At 41.6% G+C, this 15,677-nt stretch carries 13 protein-coding genes, 1 tRNA gene and 4 pseudogenes; 12 read left to right on the plus strand and 6 right to left on the minus strand.

Annotated features, from left to right (window positions below; all coding sequences use genetic code 11):
- Together ACFIO5_RS02590 and ACFIO5_RS02595 are read right to left on the minus strand one after the other, a co-directional pair.
- Window positions 1-807: pseudogene (locus ACFIO5_RS02590) on the minus strand (DNA primase); the annotation flags it as partial.
- Between the two features lie 1,000 nt (window positions 808-1,807).
- Window positions 1,808-2,878 carry a YdaU family protein gene (locus ACFIO5_RS02595; protein ID WP_375705080.1) on the minus strand — a complete coding sequence of 357 codons (1,071 nt, stop codon included), beginning with the start codon at window positions 2,876-2,878 and terminating at the stop codon, window positions 1,808-1,810.
- A gap of 415 nt (window positions 2,879-3,293) precedes the next feature.
- Here ACFIO5_RS02595 and ACFIO5_RS02600 point away from each other — a divergent pair, with 415 nt between their 5' ends.
- The 5 genes from ACFIO5_RS02600 (at window position 3,294) to ACFIO5_RS02620 (ending at window position 6,456) form a co-directional block, all read left to right on the plus strand.
- Window positions 3,294-3,611, plus strand: a complete 318-nt coding sequence (locus tag ACFIO5_RS02600) for a helix-turn-helix domain-containing protein (RefSeq protein WP_273790852.1) — start codon at window positions 3,294-3,296, stop codon at window positions 3,609-3,611.
- A 312-nt stretch (window positions 3,612-3,923) separates the two neighbouring features.
- Complete coding sequence (locus tag ACFIO5_RS02605; protein WP_375634523.1) at window positions 3,924-4,313, plus strand: hypothetical protein; 390 nt, start codon at window positions 3,924-3,926, stop codon at window positions 4,311-4,313.
- A gap of 2 nt (window positions 4,314-4,315) precedes the next feature.
- Entirely contained in the window at window positions 4,316-4,504 is a 189-nt protein-coding gene (locus ACFIO5_RS02610) for a hypothetical protein (RefSeq protein WP_273790850.1), read from the plus strand.
- Between the two features lie 488 nt (window positions 4,505-4,992).
- On the plus strand, window positions 4,993-5,154 hold the full coding sequence (locus ACFIO5_RS02615) for a hypothetical protein (protein WP_375671809.1): 162 nt from the start codon (window positions 4,993-4,995) through the stop codon (window positions 5,152-5,154).
- Window positions 5,155-5,694: 540 nt separating this feature from the next.
- On the plus strand, window positions 5,695-6,456 hold the full coding sequence (locus ACFIO5_RS02620) for a lambda exonuclease family protein (RefSeq protein ID WP_375705081.1): 762 nt from the start codon (window positions 5,695-5,697) through the stop codon (window positions 6,454-6,456).
- Window positions 6,457-7,330: 874 nt separating this feature from the next.
- Here the strand turns inward: ACFIO5_RS02620 and ACFIO5_RS02625 are convergent.
- Window positions 7,331-7,565, minus strand: a pseudogene (locus ACFIO5_RS02625) (DnaJ domain-containing protein); the annotation flags it as partial.
- A gap of 228 nt (window positions 7,566-7,793) precedes the next feature.
- Window positions 7,794-8,351, minus strand: coding sequence for a hypothetical protein (locus tag ACFIO5_RS02630; RefSeq protein ID WP_375636918.1), 558 nt, complete (start codon window positions 8,349-8,351; stop codon window positions 7,794-7,796).
- Between the two features lie 1,385 nt (window positions 8,352-9,736).
- Here ACFIO5_RS02630 and ACFIO5_RS02635 point away from each other — a divergent pair.
- The gene (locus tag ACFIO5_RS02635) at window positions 9,737-10,072 is read left to right on the plus strand and encodes a hypothetical protein (RefSeq protein ID WP_375705082.1); all 336 of its coding nucleotides are present in this window, start codon (window positions 9,737-9,739) and stop codon (window positions 10,070-10,072) included.
- A 2-nt stretch (window positions 10,073-10,074) separates the two neighbouring features.
- Here the strand turns inward: ACFIO5_RS02635 and ACFIO5_RS02640 are convergent.
- A tRNA-Thr gene (locus ACFIO5_RS02640) sits at window positions 10,075-10,149 on the minus strand.
- 176 nt (window positions 10,150-10,325) lie between these two features.
- On the opposite strand from ACFIO5_RS02640, the gene ACFIO5_RS02645 reads away from it, so the two are divergent.
- The 6 genes and pseudogenes from ACFIO5_RS02645 (at window position 10,326) to ACFIO5_RS02670 (ending at window position 14,503) form a co-directional block, all read left to right on the plus strand.
- Window positions 10,326-10,478 carry a hypothetical protein gene (locus ACFIO5_RS02645; protein ID WP_375607050.1) on the plus strand — a complete coding sequence of 51 codons (153 nt, stop codon included), beginning with the start codon at window positions 10,326-10,328 and terminating at the stop codon, window positions 10,476-10,478.
- A gap of 176 nt (window positions 10,479-10,654) precedes the next feature.
- The gene (murA, locus tag ACFIO5_RS02650) at window positions 10,655-11,950 is read left to right on the plus strand and encodes a UDP-N-acetylglucosamine 1-carboxyvinyltransferase (protein ID WP_375634530.1); all 1,296 of its coding nucleotides are present in this window, start codon (window positions 10,655-10,657) and stop codon (window positions 11,948-11,950) included.
- A 91-nt stretch (window positions 11,951-12,041) separates the two neighbouring features.
- Window positions 12,042-12,369 (plus strand): annotated as a pseudogene (locus ACFIO5_RS02655) (carboxyvinyltransferase); the annotation flags it as partial.
- A gap of 325 nt (window positions 12,370-12,694) precedes the next feature.
- A pseudogene (locus ACFIO5_RS02660) lies at window positions 12,695-13,046 on the plus strand (carboxyvinyltransferase); the annotation flags it as partial.
- Between the two features lie 235 nt (window positions 13,047-13,281).
- Window positions 13,282-13,866, plus strand: coding sequence for a helix-turn-helix domain-containing protein (locus ACFIO5_RS02665; protein ID WP_375683330.1), 585 nt, complete (start codon window positions 13,282-13,284; stop codon window positions 13,864-13,866).
- Between the two features lie 280 nt (window positions 13,867-14,146).
- Window positions 14,147-14,503 (plus strand): helix-turn-helix domain-containing protein, encoded by a 357-nt coding sequence (locus ACFIO5_RS02670; RefSeq protein WP_375705083.1) that lies wholly within the window; start codon window positions 14,147-14,149, stop codon window positions 14,501-14,503.
- A gap of 336 nt (window positions 14,504-14,839) precedes the next feature.
- On the opposite strand, the gene ACFIO5_RS02675 is transcribed toward ACFIO5_RS02670, so the two are convergent.
- Window positions 14,840-15,661 carry a TIGR00282 family metallophosphoesterase gene (locus ACFIO5_RS02675; protein ID WP_375613599.1) on the minus strand — a complete coding sequence of 274 codons (822 nt, stop codon included), beginning with the start codon at window positions 15,659-15,661 and terminating at the stop codon, window positions 14,840-14,842.
- Between the last annotated feature and the right edge of the window lie 16 nt (window positions 15,662-15,677).

Raw genomic sequence — 15,677 nt, forward strand, 5'->3', positions numbered from 1 at the left:
GGGGTTGGTTGAGGGGGTGTTTTGGGATGCCTGTGTAGAGGCGGGGTTGGTTGAGGGGGTGTTTTGGGATGCCTGTGTAGAGGCGGGGTTGGTTGAGGGGGTGTTTTGGGATGCCTGTGTAGAGGTGGGGTTGGTTGAGGGTCCCTGCTGCTGAGGTGTGTGTTGGAATGCTTGCTGAGGTGCGTGCTGGGTTGCTTGTTGGGGCGTGTGCGTGGCGGGGTGGTTTGTGGGGTAAAGGGCTTGCCAACCAAATAAAATCGGTTCACATTGGGAGGCTGTTGGTTTGGTTTTTGCTCCTGCTTGTGCGAGCCGTTCTTTGACTAAAGCAAGGGTGCCGTCGGGTTTATAAAAGGGAAAAATGATTTTTTCACCATCTTCTCCTATGCGGTAACGCTTTATAATCTCTAAAGGAATGTGGCGTTTTTCGTGGAGATAGTTTTTTACAAGATTCTGCGGGCTCTGCCCTGTAGGAACCGGTGGACGGCGATAGGAACGATGGGGCGCCATAAAGGGTTTGGGGCGTGTCAGATTGAGAGTCGCGCGTGCTTCTTCTAAGGCTTGAGAAAGGCTAATGCCTTTGACTTCACACCAAAGGTCTAAAAGATCTCCTCCAGTGCCTTCTGCAAAATCATACCAAAGTCCTGCTTTACTACCACTCAAGCAAATCGATAAACTTTGACCAGCTTCACCACGTGTGTTGCCTATAATCCAATTGTTGCCTCGTTTGTGCCCTTGGGGAAGAAGCATTTCTGCTATTCTATCTGCTTGTGAGATAAGTTTTTGTTTGATTTCAAAAATTGTGCTCATGGTCATTCGTGATATTATTGTCGTTTTTCTCAAGATGTGAGAAGTGAGGACTCTGTTTTTGCTGTTCTCGTTGTTCGATCACATGGTGAAAGGTCTTATGCTATACGGTCCTTTTTTGCGCGGGACTTGCTCTATCCTGAAAGTTTTTGAAATGGCTGTGTTGGTATCTGTTTGCCAAGGGTTTAGGAAGGTGGAGCCCTTTGAGAGGGGCGCGTTGGAAGCAGGTAGGGTGGATGATGCAAGAAGGTGGGTGGATATATCTGTGAGGGTGTGGTGCATGTTGGAGTCCTGTTTTGGGATACCTTGTTGGGGCATGTGTTGGGGTGCCTGTGTGGGAGGGGGAGTGCCAAAGAGTTTGCTTTTCATTGAAGGTTTTTGAAGCTGCTCTGTTGATGTCTGCTTGCCAAGAGCATGGGAAGTGGCGCCTTGAGAAAAAGGAGGAAAGCGGAAAGGAGGAAGGGGGTGAAAGAAGGGCGGGGTGGATATGTCTGTGAGGGTGTGGTGCATGTTGGAGTGTCCTGTTGGGGGGGTGGGGCATGAGTTGGGGTGCCTGTGTGGAGGGGTGTTTTGTTACCAAAGAGTTTGCTTTTCATTGAAGTTTTTTGAAGCTGCTCTGTTGATGTCTGTTTGCCAAGAGCATGGGAAGTGGCGCCTTGGGAAAAGGAGGAAGGTGGAAAGGAGGAAGGGGGTGAAAGAAGGGCGGGGTGGATATGCCTGAGGGGGTGGTGCATGCTGGAGTCCTAGTGTATTGGGGTGCATGTTGGGGTGTGTATGTTGGGGTGTGTATGTTGGGGTGCCTGTGGGGGTCCTTGCGTGGGGAAAACGCTTTTGTGATGAGAGCAAAATGGTCGATGTTGTCTCGTTTTGCTGTGTGAAGAGCTTATTTCATTGTTGTTTTGCCGCCCTTTGTTTTGTTCTGTGTTATTTTGTCCGATGCTGTTGTGGTTTTGAAACATTTTTATCCCCGCGCGTGCTTGAAAAATACGTTGTTTTTGTGATGTCAAAAATTGTCGTTATAGTTGATCAAACTGCGGTAAAGCGTGTCGTTGTTCTCAGAGGTAAAAGATGAGGAGCCTCCCTGTTTTTGCTGTTCTTGCCGTTCGATCTCACGGCGAAACCAGTTGCGCCATGTGGCTTGCCAGTCTACTTTGAGTGCTTCTTTGCCGCCCTTAGCTTGCCAATAGTCGCGAAACTTCTTTTCTTGCCAATGGGCTTGGCTCTCACTCAAGCCTTCTGAAACTGCCGCCTTGATGTCTGCTTGCCAATGCTCAGGAAGACGATGCCCTTTGGCAACTGAGGTTGTGTTTTTTTTGTTGGAAGAAGGAGGGACGGAGGCAGGAAGATTGCTGGGGGGAAGAGTGGTGGCAGATTTTGTTTTTTCCCCCGTGACAATTTGCGCGATAGGGGCGGGAGTGAACTCGGCTTGGGGAGCATTTAAAGGGGAGGCGTTTTTTTGCTCCGTTTCTTCTTGTGGAGGAGAAGGGAGAGGTGAATCAAGAGCCGGTGAGGGGGATGGATGATCGCTTTGTTCAAAGTTCTCTTCGAAGGAAAAACAAGGTTCTGTCTCATCAAACAAAATTTTCTTTTCTAAAACACCGTAAGGTGTTTCCTTTTCTTCTGCCTTTTGAGCTTTTGAGTTTTGTGCAACATCTTTTGGACTTTCGTTAAGCAGTTGTTGCATCTCTGCATTGATTTTCTTGCGTTTTTTTGCCGAAGAACGACCCGCAAAGGATTTTTGTTCAAGCAATTTTTCACGCTCTTGAAAAACATTTTCGCAACGCTTGTTCCATAATCCATTGGCTAAATTTAAAATCTTACCCTCTTGGATGAGCATCTCTAAAACATTAACAAAAGTTCGCTTGTCACAACCACAAAGACGCGCTAAACGTTCTTTCGATATTTCTAAAGGTCGGCCACGGGCATACATTTCATTGAGAAGAATCGTATAGATTCCAATTTCGTGTGCGCGCATCCCACGTACACCTCCTAGAAAGTCATTTTGATACCAACAAACATATGGAAGCCTAGACGATTCATAATGAGGAGTTTCTTGTTGATTAGCGTGTTTCATACTGCAATCTACTTTCTTCTTTTTTATACATTTTTATTGATGATAAAAGCTCAAATAAGGATTTAACTTGTGTTGTTTTTGGCTCTGTTCGATGATGACTAGAGGCTTCTTTACGATGCTTATAAATGATTGGCTGTGCTTGAAGCGCATGCAAACTTACGATTTAAGATTGCGGTGATGGAAAGAATAAAGAATACCACACATTCTCAACGTACTTGCTTTTGGGCAGAAGCTTTGGAGGTGGTCTTTTATATCCGGTAGGGTGGTTAAAGTGTTTTTATGATCTAAAAATAAAAAAAATTCCCCCTAAAAAGTAAAATTTGTTTCCTTAATTTTATCCTTTTTAGAGGATAATGCAAGCCCGTTTTATAAAAAGGACGTGTTTTTTTAAAAAGACGCGCTATATGGTGAAATTATGAATATCGATGGTTGGCGTCAAAGATTAAGAATCGCTTTGGAAAAAAGTGGGCGGTCAAAAAGATCTATCTCCCTCGCTGCCGGTAAAGGTGCGGGGTACCTTCATTCTATTCTTTCTGAAGGAAAAGAACCAACAATCGAATCTCTCTCGCGAATTTGTCACGAAATTAATATCAGTATGAATTATATTCTTTACGGTAAAGGGGCTAGCCCTGAAGATAAAGAATTTATAGAGCTTATTTCGAAACTCTCTCCGCAAGAGAGACAGGCGATTTTGACTCTTTTGCGGCGACCAATTGACGAAGCTTCAAAATAACTTCCTTCTGTGCTTTTGAATCAAGGCGACTCCAGTGTTTTATTAATATTATGTCACTCATTTTATCTCTCCTGTGTGTTTATAATTGCAATTTTGTAAGAACAAATAGAGAACAACAAAGGGGCATGAGAGGAACAAAGAATAATAGATTTTTCTTTACATATGTCATTTGAACCCCGTAGATATTTAAAATATATCTTTTATGAAGGATAAAATGGTTGACATCTCTCCTATAGAGGATATAAGACTAACGCTATATTTAGTCTTGTCAAGACAAGGCTATGCTTTATCAACTATCTAAAGGGGGAAATCATGAAAAATATTTCATTCGTTAAAGAGGATGAAATCATTGTCGTTTTATGCGAAGAGGAAAATCCTTGTACTTATGAAGGACCAATCGACGAAATCGAAGAAGTGCTCGAACTGATTGAAGAATGTGAAACTGTTTATAGAGTTTTACGACTCGATCTGACAACTTCTCATGCTGAAGATATTACGGAACAAATCGCTGATTTTTATGTCGAAAATCATGAAATGAATGAAGAAAATACACAATTGCAGCCTTTCATTTTGAATAGTGAAGCTTATCATGCTTGTTTGAATGAAAGAGCGGCTTGCGATTATGAAGATAATCTCTATGGCTCTTATGAAAAACAGCATCGTTTACGCCCATGTGATGTCTTGACAGATTATTGGTGGTAAACATGCCAAGTTATCTCAAGACTTCGTATCAAGGGATTCCGCTTTATTATGCTGGAAATATGCGAAATTTAATCAGACTCGAACCACAAAAACACAACGCTATACTTTTTATATCGCAAGAAGTGGCTCAGTCTATGGCAAAAAAATTGGAGGAAGAATATTGCCGCCATGATTTTTCCGTCGTGCAGTAGCAGGGTTGAAAAAGAAGCCGCAATGATGGGCCAAAGTGCTTTTTCATTGCGGTGACAATGGTGCACGTTATGCTTTCGTTCTTGGAGGGAAGCTTAGGGGAGCCGCTTTGGGGGGGAGAGCTTTGCGCGGGGATTTTCTTAGCCGATATGGGAAAGGGGGGCATGAAGAAAAGAGCCTATATATGAGGAATTGTGGGCGCTTGTGTGGGGGAAGTTGCCGGCTGGTTCATTGGGGGGGTAAGGCAATGGTGGGGCAGGTCGTCATTCAGTGACTTGGAGTGACACGGAAAGCATGCTGGAGAACAAAAATGAAGGCTTAGGGGGAAGAGAAGCAGCAGTACAGACAGGTTCCAACCTATAAAAAGGCACGTTCAAGGGGAAAGAGCCGGTTTTTGTGTTTTTGCGGCACGCAAGTAGGGAGCTTGGAATGATACGTAAAGCATGCTGGAAAATGGAAGGAGGTGTTTGACGGGGGAGGTCGTTAAAGCTTGTTTAGACGTATTGGGACACGTGGGGGGCTTTGGGGTGCTTTTGTGTTGAGTGCTGGGGGAGAGCGCCGCAATGATGGGCCCATGTGCTTTTTCATTGCGGTGACAATGGTGTGCGTTATGCTTTCGTTCTTGGGGGGGGGGACGACTTGGGGGGCTTAGCTGATATGGAAAAGGAGGGGATGAGAAACTTGTAGAGAGGAGGGATGTTGGGGGGAAGCTTGTTGGGGAAAATGTTGGTGGTTGGCTGGTTAAGAGAGAGGACGAGTGGGGGGAGGAGAGCTTGAAGCGTATGCAAGGCATATGCTGGAGGGAAGATATGAGGTGTGGAAAGGGGGCATGAAGAAAAGAGCCTATATATGAGGAATTGTGGGCGCTTGTGTGGGGGAAGTTGCCGGCTGGTTCATTAGGGGGATAAGGCAATGGTGGGACAGGTCGTCATTCAGTGACTTGGAGTGATACGGAAAGCATGCTGGAGAACAAAAATGAAGGCTTAGGGGGAAGAAAAGCAGCAGTACAGACAGGTTCCAACCTATAAAAAGGCAAGTTCAAGGGGAAAGAGCCGGTTTTTGTGTTTTTTTAGGGCACAATATTGAAGGATGTTGTTGTCTTTAGTCCGTGTGAGGGAAACAGCTTAAAAAAGGTGAATGCTTTAAAGAGGATATATTACAAAACACCTTAAAGATGAAGGGGAGAAATACTATGCCAATCATTATCGATTGTATTCAAGGAACAGAGGAATGGCAGCAAGCGCGTAATGGTTTGATTACGGCTTCTTTGTTTGAGATGGTTATGGCGCAAAAAAAACAAGGGCAAAAAACGTCACGCTATCAGAGTGTGATGATGAAATTGGCGGGAGAAAGAATTACCGGAAAAACCGTTGATGAAGGAACAACACTTTCTATGCGACGTGGAACAGAATTAGAACCAAGCGCACGACAGCTTTATGGGAAACTGACACATACAGAACCTGAATGTATTGGCTTTGTTTTGGCAGATGATCGCGGACAAGGATTTTCCCCCGATGCTTTTGTGGGAAAAAATGGCTTATTAGAAATTAAAACAAAAAAACCTGAAATTTTGATCCCTCATTTCATGCAAAAGAGTTTTCCAGCAGAACATAAAGCACAATGTCAAGGGGGATTATGGATTTCTCAACGCGAATGGGTGGATTTAATGCTCTATTGGCCGGATATGCCCCCTTTGATTAAACGGGCTTATCGTGATGAAGCGTATATTTGCAAACTTGAAAATGAAATTAACCGTTTTAATGAGGCGTTGGAGAAGATGGTACAGCAAATTAAATCTGTTGGGACAGGTTTTCATATAAGAACAGAAATTGCTTTGAAGGAGGGGAAAGAAAGGGTGCTTGGAATGAAGACAAGGCGTATGCTGGAGGGGAAAACGAGAATGAGACGGGGTGGGAAGGGATCTTGTGTAGCGTTGAGGAGAGGCAAGCTTTAGTCATAAGGCAAGAAGTAAGCGGAAAAGCAGGTGGGTGTTGAAGGGAGAGAGACTTCGCGTGACAGCTATTGCTTGGGAAAATGGAAGAAGGTGTTTCAGAGGGGCAGTCAAGTGAAAAATAAGAGAGATAAGGAAGTACTTTGGGGGAAGATGTTAGGGAAGTGAGATAGGGGATGTGGGGTGCGGTTCTGTCCGCTTTTGTGTTGTGCCGTGTTTGGGGGCGCGATGAAAGGCCCCATGATGGCTAAGTTGCCGGACAAGTGCTTTTTCATTGGAGAGGAAATGGTTCTTGTGGTGCTTTTGTTTTTTGGGAAAGAGTCGTTTGAGGGGCGTTTTTTAGCCAATATGGGAAAAGGATGTAGGGACATGAGAAAAAGCCTGTGTGGAGTCAAGTAGGCTCGTTGGGGAAAGGTTGGGGGGCAGGTTGTGGAAGAAAATAGAAGGGTGGAGGAAAGGGGAGAATAAGAAAAGAACGGATAGAGATATTATAATCTTTATGTTTTTCTACACTACCTTGTTATAGAAAATCAAAAATGACCACATTTTGTGAATTCACTGTGGGGCTGATCTTAAAGCTCTTCAAAAGCACTGATCAATAGATACTTCTCCATATAAATTTGATAAATGATATTAGTATGAGCCCGAAGATAAATGCACCAATATTTACCAAATATCCTTTTATACTGATGAAAATTAATAACCCTATACTTATTATTCCTAGTGGTATATTCCACGTAAAAAACGAAATTATATAACACATTACAGGTATTATTCCACAAATAATGAAAATTACATACGCGATACTATCAATTACACGCTTGGTATTATCTTGTCGTCTGTTCTCTTGGTTTCTACTAATTTCAGAAGCCTTGTGATTATCTTTAAAAGTTTTATGATAGAACTGATTGTAAGCAGCTCTCTTTTGAGGACCTTTAAGAACTTCATAGGCTTCACAAATTTTTCTGAATTTTTGTTCTGCTTCGGTACTAGAATTATGATCAGGGTGGTATTGCAAGAGCTAATTTACGAAAAGCAGATTTTATCTGTTTATCGTTGCATTCGTAGCTTACACCAAGAATTCCATAATAATCGTCTTCATTGACTATCATTAAATACAGCCACTTTGTGTATTGCTCTTATTTTACAAGATCATTTAATTGATCTCTTTTGAATGTATCAACATGTGTTATTTTTATGTTAGAAATATGGTTAAAATCGTATTGAATGGCATGGCTGTACTTGGGGCTATTGTCTCTAAATGAGAGGAGATACAGTTCAAAACGCTTAAAAATGCAGGGTGTTTTTAATATTTTAGAAATATTTTTTACAAAAATAGATTAAAAGAGAGACGATAAATCAAATGTAAAAGGGACGGCAATAATAGCCAAGGTTGTCATTATTGTAAATAAACAGGCAGGAACCTTAAATCTAAAACGCCAAAGTAAACTTATGGGAACAGACATTATCGTTGTTATTACGAATGCTACGATAAACCATTGCAGGAATAAGTTCATTATATTAATTTCATTATTAAAACGATTTTGATTAAGACGATTTTGTTTTAGTTCTTCCTCTGAAACACAATCGATAATAGAAACGCCATAATAAACAGGAAATTTTCCACTTGGACAAGCGCTAACAGAAAATTGTTCAAGCTCTAACCATTCTCTTTCGCGTTCTTTTTCCAATATCTTCTTTTTTATTTTCTGTCTTATATATTCTTTTGAAATACAATTGATCGGAGAAGTACTTCCAACAAAAAGACCATCTGTTGTACATCCACTCGTTGTATGATGCGTAAATAAAACAGCGCTTATTACGATAGCGAAGAAAATAAAGTGTTTAAACAGAGGGTATTTATTGTCGTTTGTTTCTGATGAGCTTTTATAAGTCATTTCTGTTGAATAAATCAATATGTGTTATTTTTGTGTTGAAAATATACGTAAAAACGTATTTAATAAAAATGGTTATAATGATCATAATGTGTCTAAATAAAGGTGTGGTACTGGCTAAAACCCCGCATATGTGGGGTTTTAGCTTATTGGAGGAGGTATGACAGCAGAAAATATGCAGAAAATATAAGGGGATCTGTAGCCAAAATGGTTGTCCTAGGGTGGGGAGAGTAGGGAATATCCAAAATACTCCAAATGAAATATACTTGTTGTTGTACATTCACGCACTTGTTTTAATAAAGATATCTCGCTCTAAGCTCATTTCACAGCCATTTTATGCCGGCGTTCATAAATTTCATACTGGCGCCTGTGAATAATATCGTGAGGGGTATAACGGTCAAGCCCCGTAGATTATACCCCCAGAGATTATAAAACCCTGTAGATTATAAACATTGCGCACCCTATCTTACTTTATGAAAAAGTAAGTTGGTACTATTGGGGGCCCGTTGCCAAAATTGCGGCATGGGCTGTAGCTCTTGAGACGATTCATAATCTCGTTTACTGGGAGGCTTCTTACGAAGAGATATGCTTTTCTTGGAAAGTTTCTCGCCATACGGATCTTTCTGTTTGTGAACTGTAAGCGAAGAGGAGTGATTGATTTCAATAGAATAGAGGGGGAGAGAATTTTTTGCTCTTCGGATTCTTATGCAAGAGGAATAACGCTATCTGTATCAATCAAAGTATTCGTATAAAAAAGATGCGTGTTGAAAGAGGGATGGCTTAGAGCACGTGGAAAATCATAGTGTATAAAATTGGTAATGAGGGATCTTCTTTGAAACGGCGGGCTATCAATTTTCTGCCATATGGGATGCCTAGTATATGGGGATGCCTGTCATATGAGATGTTTGCCATATGGGAGCGTGGGGTGCTTAGTGAAAGCTTTATTGAGGGGATTTTATCACTGTTTGTTTTTTGCTTTTGGTAAGGGGTGGGGAGAATGGGAAAGGCGTTGAGAGGAGGTTCTGGAAATGGCTCTGTTAGATCTGTTGTAAATGACGAATAGGATCGATGAAGCTTATTCTAATTTTTACAGGGAATACTTGTGTTGCTTGAGGTGGATAGAGAGGCTGGAAAGATAAGATTATTCGTTTTGGGGCGGATAAAGGTATCAATGGGATATGTTCAAACAATGAGTTTATAATAACTCATTATTGAGATTCAATTTGAATTTCAATGAGAGCCCGAAATAGTGTGAGATGTTCTTATTTCAACCCTTCTTATTCAGACGCTCTTATATTGAATCAAGTAAAATCGTTTGTTTGCATATTACAAACAGGGTGAGCTTGTGGGGAAAAATATTCAAGAAATAAAATATTGAAAAAATAAAAATGTCTATACCGTCTCAAGTGCTAAGAGCTGTTGCAATAGTGAGGCTTGGTAAAGAGAAGGATAGGGCAAATCTTACAGAAAGGAAAGAGGGGGGAGGCAAGGGGTGGGGGGATATTCTTTGGGGGGCGGTCAATTTCAAAAGCCATTCGCAAAGCATTTTAGAGATTAAGTGTGTCATTGAGTCCATTGATTTTGAAGCTACTGATTTTGAGGCTATTGAAACGCATGGTTTAAAGGATGGAGGATTTGATGAAGCTGATGGAGGTTGGGGGAAAAGATTTAGGCTTATAGGGAAGACTTATAAGGGCAAGAAGAGAGAGGCAAAAGAAGAATAAAATGGTGCTGCGAGAGAGGATTGAACTCTCGACCTCTCCCTTACCAAGGGAGTGCTCTACCACTGAGCTACCGCAGCCCTTTTCAATCTTTGCGCTGTCTTGTGCCATATTGTCAGAAAATAGGCAAGAGAACATTTGTATATTCTTGCAAGAAAACGTATCTTATGTCATGACATATGTTTCTTATATGCTTAAATATTTAAGGTTATGAGTTGCTTGGATAGAAGCTCAACACTGTTTAAAAGGTTGCGCAATGACACAAATGCATCAAAAACAAAAACAAAATGAAATTAATCATCAAGATGAAAAAGCAAAACGACGTCAAGAAAGATTGGCACAACAATTGCGTCAAAACCTGAAACGTCGAAAAGAGCAAAGCCGAAAAAGAGCACAACCAGAGCTCTAAAATGCAAAAAGCTCTAAAATGCAAAAAAATGTTTTTTAGTAAATTTTTGCAACCAAACTTCTCAATAATTTGTTCTCATAGTTAGAATGCGTTCTAAAACGATTAATAAAGCATAACTTCCCGAAGGGGGACAATCCTTTGGAAGGGCAGGCACAAAGGAAAAGAGGGAAAACACGATGGATTCTATTCAAATTGTTGGGGGAGAAAAACTTCAAGGAACAATTCCTATTTCTGGGGCAAAAAATGCTGCATTGCCTCTTATGATTGCGGCGCTGCTTACAGAAGAAACGCTCACTTTAGAAAATATTCCGCATCTGGCCGATGTTGAATTGCTTATTCGTATTCTCAATAATCATGGTGTTGGATATGCCGTTGATGGACAAGAGTTTAAAGATGAATGTGTGAATTCAAGAACAATTCATTTTACGGCGCAAAAAATAGCCACAACACGGGCACCATACGAACTGGTGAAAAAAATGCGTGCAAGCTTTTGGGTTATCGGACCACTGCTTGCACGATGCGCAGAGGCTTATGTTTCGCTTCCTGGAGGATGCGCTATTGGAACAAGACCTGTCGATTTTATCCTTGAGGGACTTAAAACTTTAGGCGCACAGATTACTATCGAAAATGGATATGTTCATGCAAAAGCGCTAAAGGGGTTAAAAGGTGCTCACTATCGTTTCCCTAAAGTCACTGTTGGTGGAACCCATGTGCTGCTGATGGCGGCGACAATGGCAAAGGGAACAACCACTCTTGAGAATGCAGCTTGTGAGCCAGAAGTGACAAACCTTATTCGAACCCTGAATGCTATGGGGGCTCAAATAACCGGTGAAGGAACAACAACGCTTACAATTGAAGGGGTTAAAAAACTCAACGGTGCTAGAGTACGCGTTATTGCTGATCGAATCGAAGCGGGAACATATGCAATGGCTGTTGCTATGACGGGAGGAGATGTCTTTCTTAAAAATGCAAATCCTAATCATCTCACAAAGGTGCTTAAGGTGCTCCAAAAAACAGGACTCGAGATTCAAATAGAACCTCAAGGAATTCATATTAAGCGAAATCCAAAGAACACCAAAATTATGCCCGTTGATATTAAAACAGGACCTTATCCTGCTTTTCCAACTGATCTCCAAGCGCAATTCATGGCGCTCATGACACGGGCTGAAGGAATCGCGCATATTACAGAGACGGTTTTCGAAAATCGTTTTATGCATGTTCAAGAACTCAATCGCTTAGGGGCACAGATAAAGCTTGATGGGCAGACGGCAACTGTCTATGGAACAGAGAATTTGCAAGGGGCTCCTGTCATGGCGACGGATTTGCGTGCTTCTGTTTCTCTTGTGATTGCAGCATTGGCAGCAAAGGGAGAAACAATCGTCAATCGTGTTTATCATCTTGATCGTGGATTTGAGAGATTAGAAGAAAAATTGGCTCGTTGTGGCGCAAAAATCCAACGTATCACAGTGTAAAGCTTTCAAAGATATGCTCCAAAGAATGGCTTTGAGAGGTTGCTTGGGGGGTGGCTGTTGTGTGGGCGGCATGCTTTCATGACACGGGGTTGAGGGAAGCGCGCATATTACAGAGACGGTTTTCGAAAATCGTTTTATGCATGTTCAAGAACTCAATCGCTTGAGGGCGCAAATAAAGCTTGATGGGCGAGAGAGCAACGCATCTCATGGAACAGAGAATTTGCAAGGGGGGCCTCATCATGGCGACGGATTTGCGTGCTTGTTGTTTCTCTTGTGATTGCAGCCCTCTTACTCTTGTTACATTGGCAGCAAAGGGAGAAACAATCGTCAATCGTGTTTATCATCTTGATCGTGGATTTGAGAGATTAGAAGAAAAATCGGCTCGTTGTGGTGCAAAAATCCAACGCATCACAGTGTAAAGCTTTCAAAGATATGCTGAATGCTTTGCGCTGTGGTTGAGGGGGGCGATTGCTTGGGGGCGTTTTAACACAATGTTTGCTTGTTGGGAGGGGCTGGGCTTGGGGCGCTGGGCTTGGCTGGTGCATTTTTAATGGTTTACTCTCTTGCTTGTGGAATTTTGGAGCCGTATATTCTTGATGATTTTCTCAATAGTTCTTTCAAATCTCCATCTTTCAAGGGTATGGCTTTTGTGGCTGCTGTTTTCTTTTCGGAATGGTTTTTCTTTCGTGTAAAGTTTTGCTTCTCTCACTCTTGAGGAGGCTCGTGATTATTGTCTAAGTTTCGTTCATGGCGCTCATGACGCGGGGTTGAGGGAAGCGCGCATATTACAGAGACGGTTTTCGAAAATCGTTTTATGCATGTTCAAGAACTCAATCGCTTGAGGGCGCAAATAAAGCTTGATGGGCGAGAGGGCAACTATCTCATGGAACAGAGAATTTGCAAGGGGGGACTCATCATGGCGACGGATTTGCGTGCTTCTTGTTTCTCTTGTGATTGCAGCCCTCTTACTCTTGTTACATTGGCAGCAAAGGGGAAAACAATCGTCAATCGTGTTTATCATCTTGATCGTGGATTTGAGAGATTAGAAGAAAAATTGGCTCGTTGTGGTGCAAAAATCCAACGCATCACAGTGTAAATCTGTAAGATGTCTCTCAAAAATGGCTTTGGGAGGGGGTGATATGTTGTTAGGTGTGCTTTTGGGAGGTGTGATCTCAAAAATAAAGGGTTATTAGTCCTCTCAATAAACGTGGGTTTTATTTCATGGTTTTGGAGTTTTTACGAGCGGGCATAAAAGTTTGAGAGGCGGGGGTGGAGCTCATAAAATAAAGACTGTTTTTAAATTTTATTGCTAATTTCATGAAATTACTTTATTGGTAAGAGAATGTTTTGGTCGTCTACGCAGCGATCAACAGGGAATGAAAGACCCTAAACTTGAGACACGTATTTATCCAGCTTTATGGATATCCCGGATTTCCGGGAGCTTTTGTTATGTCCAGGTGCGCTCTAGCACTAAAAGCAAAAGGCTGAGTCAAGTTTCAGCTCTTTCAACTCCCGGAATACCAATGCGAGGGCGCTCGCAACCGGCAGGGGAGCTTGAAGTGAAAGCTAAAAATCCACACTTTAACGACATTTCGATAGGCAGAAAAATTCGCTTTAAAAGAACAATGCTGGGAATGTCGCAAAAGAAATTAGGCAGTCAGTTAGGGGTGACTTTTCAACAAATCCAAAAATATGAAAAAGGCTCTAATCGTATAGGGGCGGGGCGTTTACAGGAAATTGCTGATATTTTCAATGTTCCCATTTCTTTTTTCTATACGGATCTCTCAACAAAAGAAAATGTCTTGTATTGCTGTGATGAAGGGATCGCAAGTAAAGAAGAGCACATCCTTTTGAAAAGTTTTAGAGAGCTCAAACCTAAAAAGCAGAAAGCAATTTTGTGTTTGATTGTCTCATGAGATAAAAACACTGTTTTAAATTTTATTGCTGGTCTCCAGAAATTATTTTATGAACAAGCACTAGGGTTCTCGTCGTACAGTGTGGTTGAATGGTGAAACCCAAAGCCTGAAAATCCAAGATGAAACATTAGCCTGCTTTATAAGTATCGCGAGATTCCGGGAGTTTTTGCTATGTCCAGGTGCGCTCTAGCACTAAAAGCAAAAAAGCTGACTGAACTCAGTACTTTCAGACTCCCGGAATACGCATAAGAGGCGCTCGCAACCGGTAGGGGAGCTTGAAGTGCAAACTAAAAATCCACACTTTAACGATATTTCGATAGGCAGAAAAATTCGCTTTAAAAGAACAATGCTGGGAATGTCGCAAAAGCAATTAGGCAGTCAGTTAGGTGTGACTTTTCAACAAATCCAAAAATATGAAAAAGGCTCTAATCGTATAGGCGCAGGGCGTTTACAGGAGATTGCCGACATTCTTAATGTTCCCATTTCTTTTTTCTATACGGATCTCTCAACAAAAGAAGACGTCTTGTATTGCTGTGATGAAGGGATCGCAAGTAAAGAAGAGCACATTCTTTTGAAAAGTTTTAGAGAGCTCAAACCTAAAAAGCAGAAAGCAATTTTAAGATTAAATTTTCGTTAGAATTAAAAAAAGATTAAAGAGGCTCTTGCTAAATAATAAATTATTATATAAAGCTTTTTCTAGAGAAGGGGGTTAACATTTCTCCTCCCCCCCCCCCCGCAGAAATGTCCAAATAAAACCTCCTTCTCATCGTTTTAAAAATCACGAAAAATTTTATCCTTTATTTTTTTTAAAAGAGTGACTTATTTGTGCTAGAAAAGTTGCTGTATTAGGTAAATTGGAGGGCGGGGTGTTTTTAGTAGGGATTTGGGAAGGGCTGGAAAAGTCGTCTTGCCAAATAGAGTTCTCAAAAGAAAATCTTGGAAAGAAACTATCAAAGGGGTGGCTTAAAAGAAGCTACCAAAAATCCGGAACTTCAGGCTTTAAATGAGGACCAATCCGTACCGCCGAGACCTTTTCTGCTAAACCGGTGCGATCTGAAATCTCAACCGCTAAACCACAAAGGGTGGCAGGACCACATGCCGGTTCAAAACGATCTTGCTTCGTCTTATAAAGAAAACGGTGTAAGGGTTCTTCTTTATCCATTCCAAGAGATGAATTATAATCTCCACACATGCCTGCATCTGTTAAATAGGCGCTCCCACCTTCTAAGATCTGCGCGTCAGCCGTGGGAATATGCGTATGTGTGCCAACGATAACACTTACACGACCATCAAGAAAATGGCCAAAACATTGCTTCTCGCTTGTCGTTTCTGCGTGAAAGTCAAAAATAATCGTATCGGCTTGCTCCATCAACGAACAGGCAAGCAGAATATTTTCCGCTGTTTCAAATGGATCTTCTACTTTACACGGCATAAAAACGTTGCCCAACAGATTGGCGACAAGAACACGGGCGCCATTTTTTGCCGTAAAAACACCAGAACCTTTTCCAGGAGTTTCTTTCGAAAAATTGGCAGGGCGTAAAAAACGATCACTCTCATGGGCATACTGCAATGCTTCTTTGTGAGAAAAAGCATGATTACCTGTGGTGACAACATCAACACCGGTTATCAAAAGATCTTGATACGTTTCTTGTGTGAGACCAAAACCACCAGAGGCATTTTCACCATTTACCACAACAAAATCAAGCTGCCATTTCTCAATCAGTTGAGGAAGGTGTTCAAAAACAGCTTTACAGCCTGTGCTACCAACAATGTCACCTAAAAATAAAAAACGCATAGGCGCTTTAATCACA

The sequence above is a fragment of the Bartonella sp. AA86SXKL genome (assembly GCF_042196885.1).

What these genes read in the sequence shown, in the direction of transcription:
- ACFIO5_RS02595 (WP_375705080.1), bottom strand. Translation starts at nt 2,878, where the DNA reads ATGAAACACGCTAATCAACAAGAAACTCCTCATTATGAATCGTCTAGG.
- ACFIO5_RS02600 (WP_273790852.1), top strand. Translation starts at nt 3,294, where the DNA reads ATGAATATCGATGGTTGGCGTCAAAGATTAAGAATCGCTTTGGAAAAA.
- ACFIO5_RS02605 (WP_375634523.1), top strand. Translation starts at nt 3,924, where the DNA reads ATGAAAAATATTTCATTCGTTAAAGAGGATGAAATCATTGTCGTTTTA.
- ACFIO5_RS02610 (WP_273790850.1), top strand. Translation starts at nt 4,316, where the DNA reads ATGCCAAGTTATCTCAAGACTTCGTATCAAGGGATTCCGCTTTATTAT.
- ACFIO5_RS02620 (WP_375705081.1), top strand. Translation starts at nt 5,695, where the DNA reads ATGCCAATCATTATCGATTGTATTCAAGGAACAGAGGAATGGCAGCAA.
- ACFIO5_RS02630 (WP_375636918.1), bottom strand. Translation starts at nt 8,351, where the DNA reads ATGACTTATAAAAGCTCATCAGAAACAAACGACAATAAATACCCTCTG.
- ACFIO5_RS02635 (WP_375705082.1), top strand. Translation starts at nt 9,737, where the DNA reads ATGTCTATACCGTCTCAAGTGCTAAGAGCTGTTGCAATAGTGAGGCTT.
- ACFIO5_RS02645 (WP_375607050.1), top strand. Translation starts at nt 10,326, where the DNA reads ATGACACAAATGCATCAAAAACAAAAACAAAATGAAATTAATCATCAA.
- murA (WP_375634530.1), top strand. Translation starts at nt 10,655, where the DNA reads ATGGATTCTATTCAAATTGTTGGGGGAGAAAAACTTCAAGGAACAATT.
- ACFIO5_RS02675 (WP_375613599.1), bottom strand. Translation starts at nt 15,661, where the DNA reads ATGCGTTTTTTATTTTTAGGTGACATTGTTGGTAGCACAGGCTGTAAA.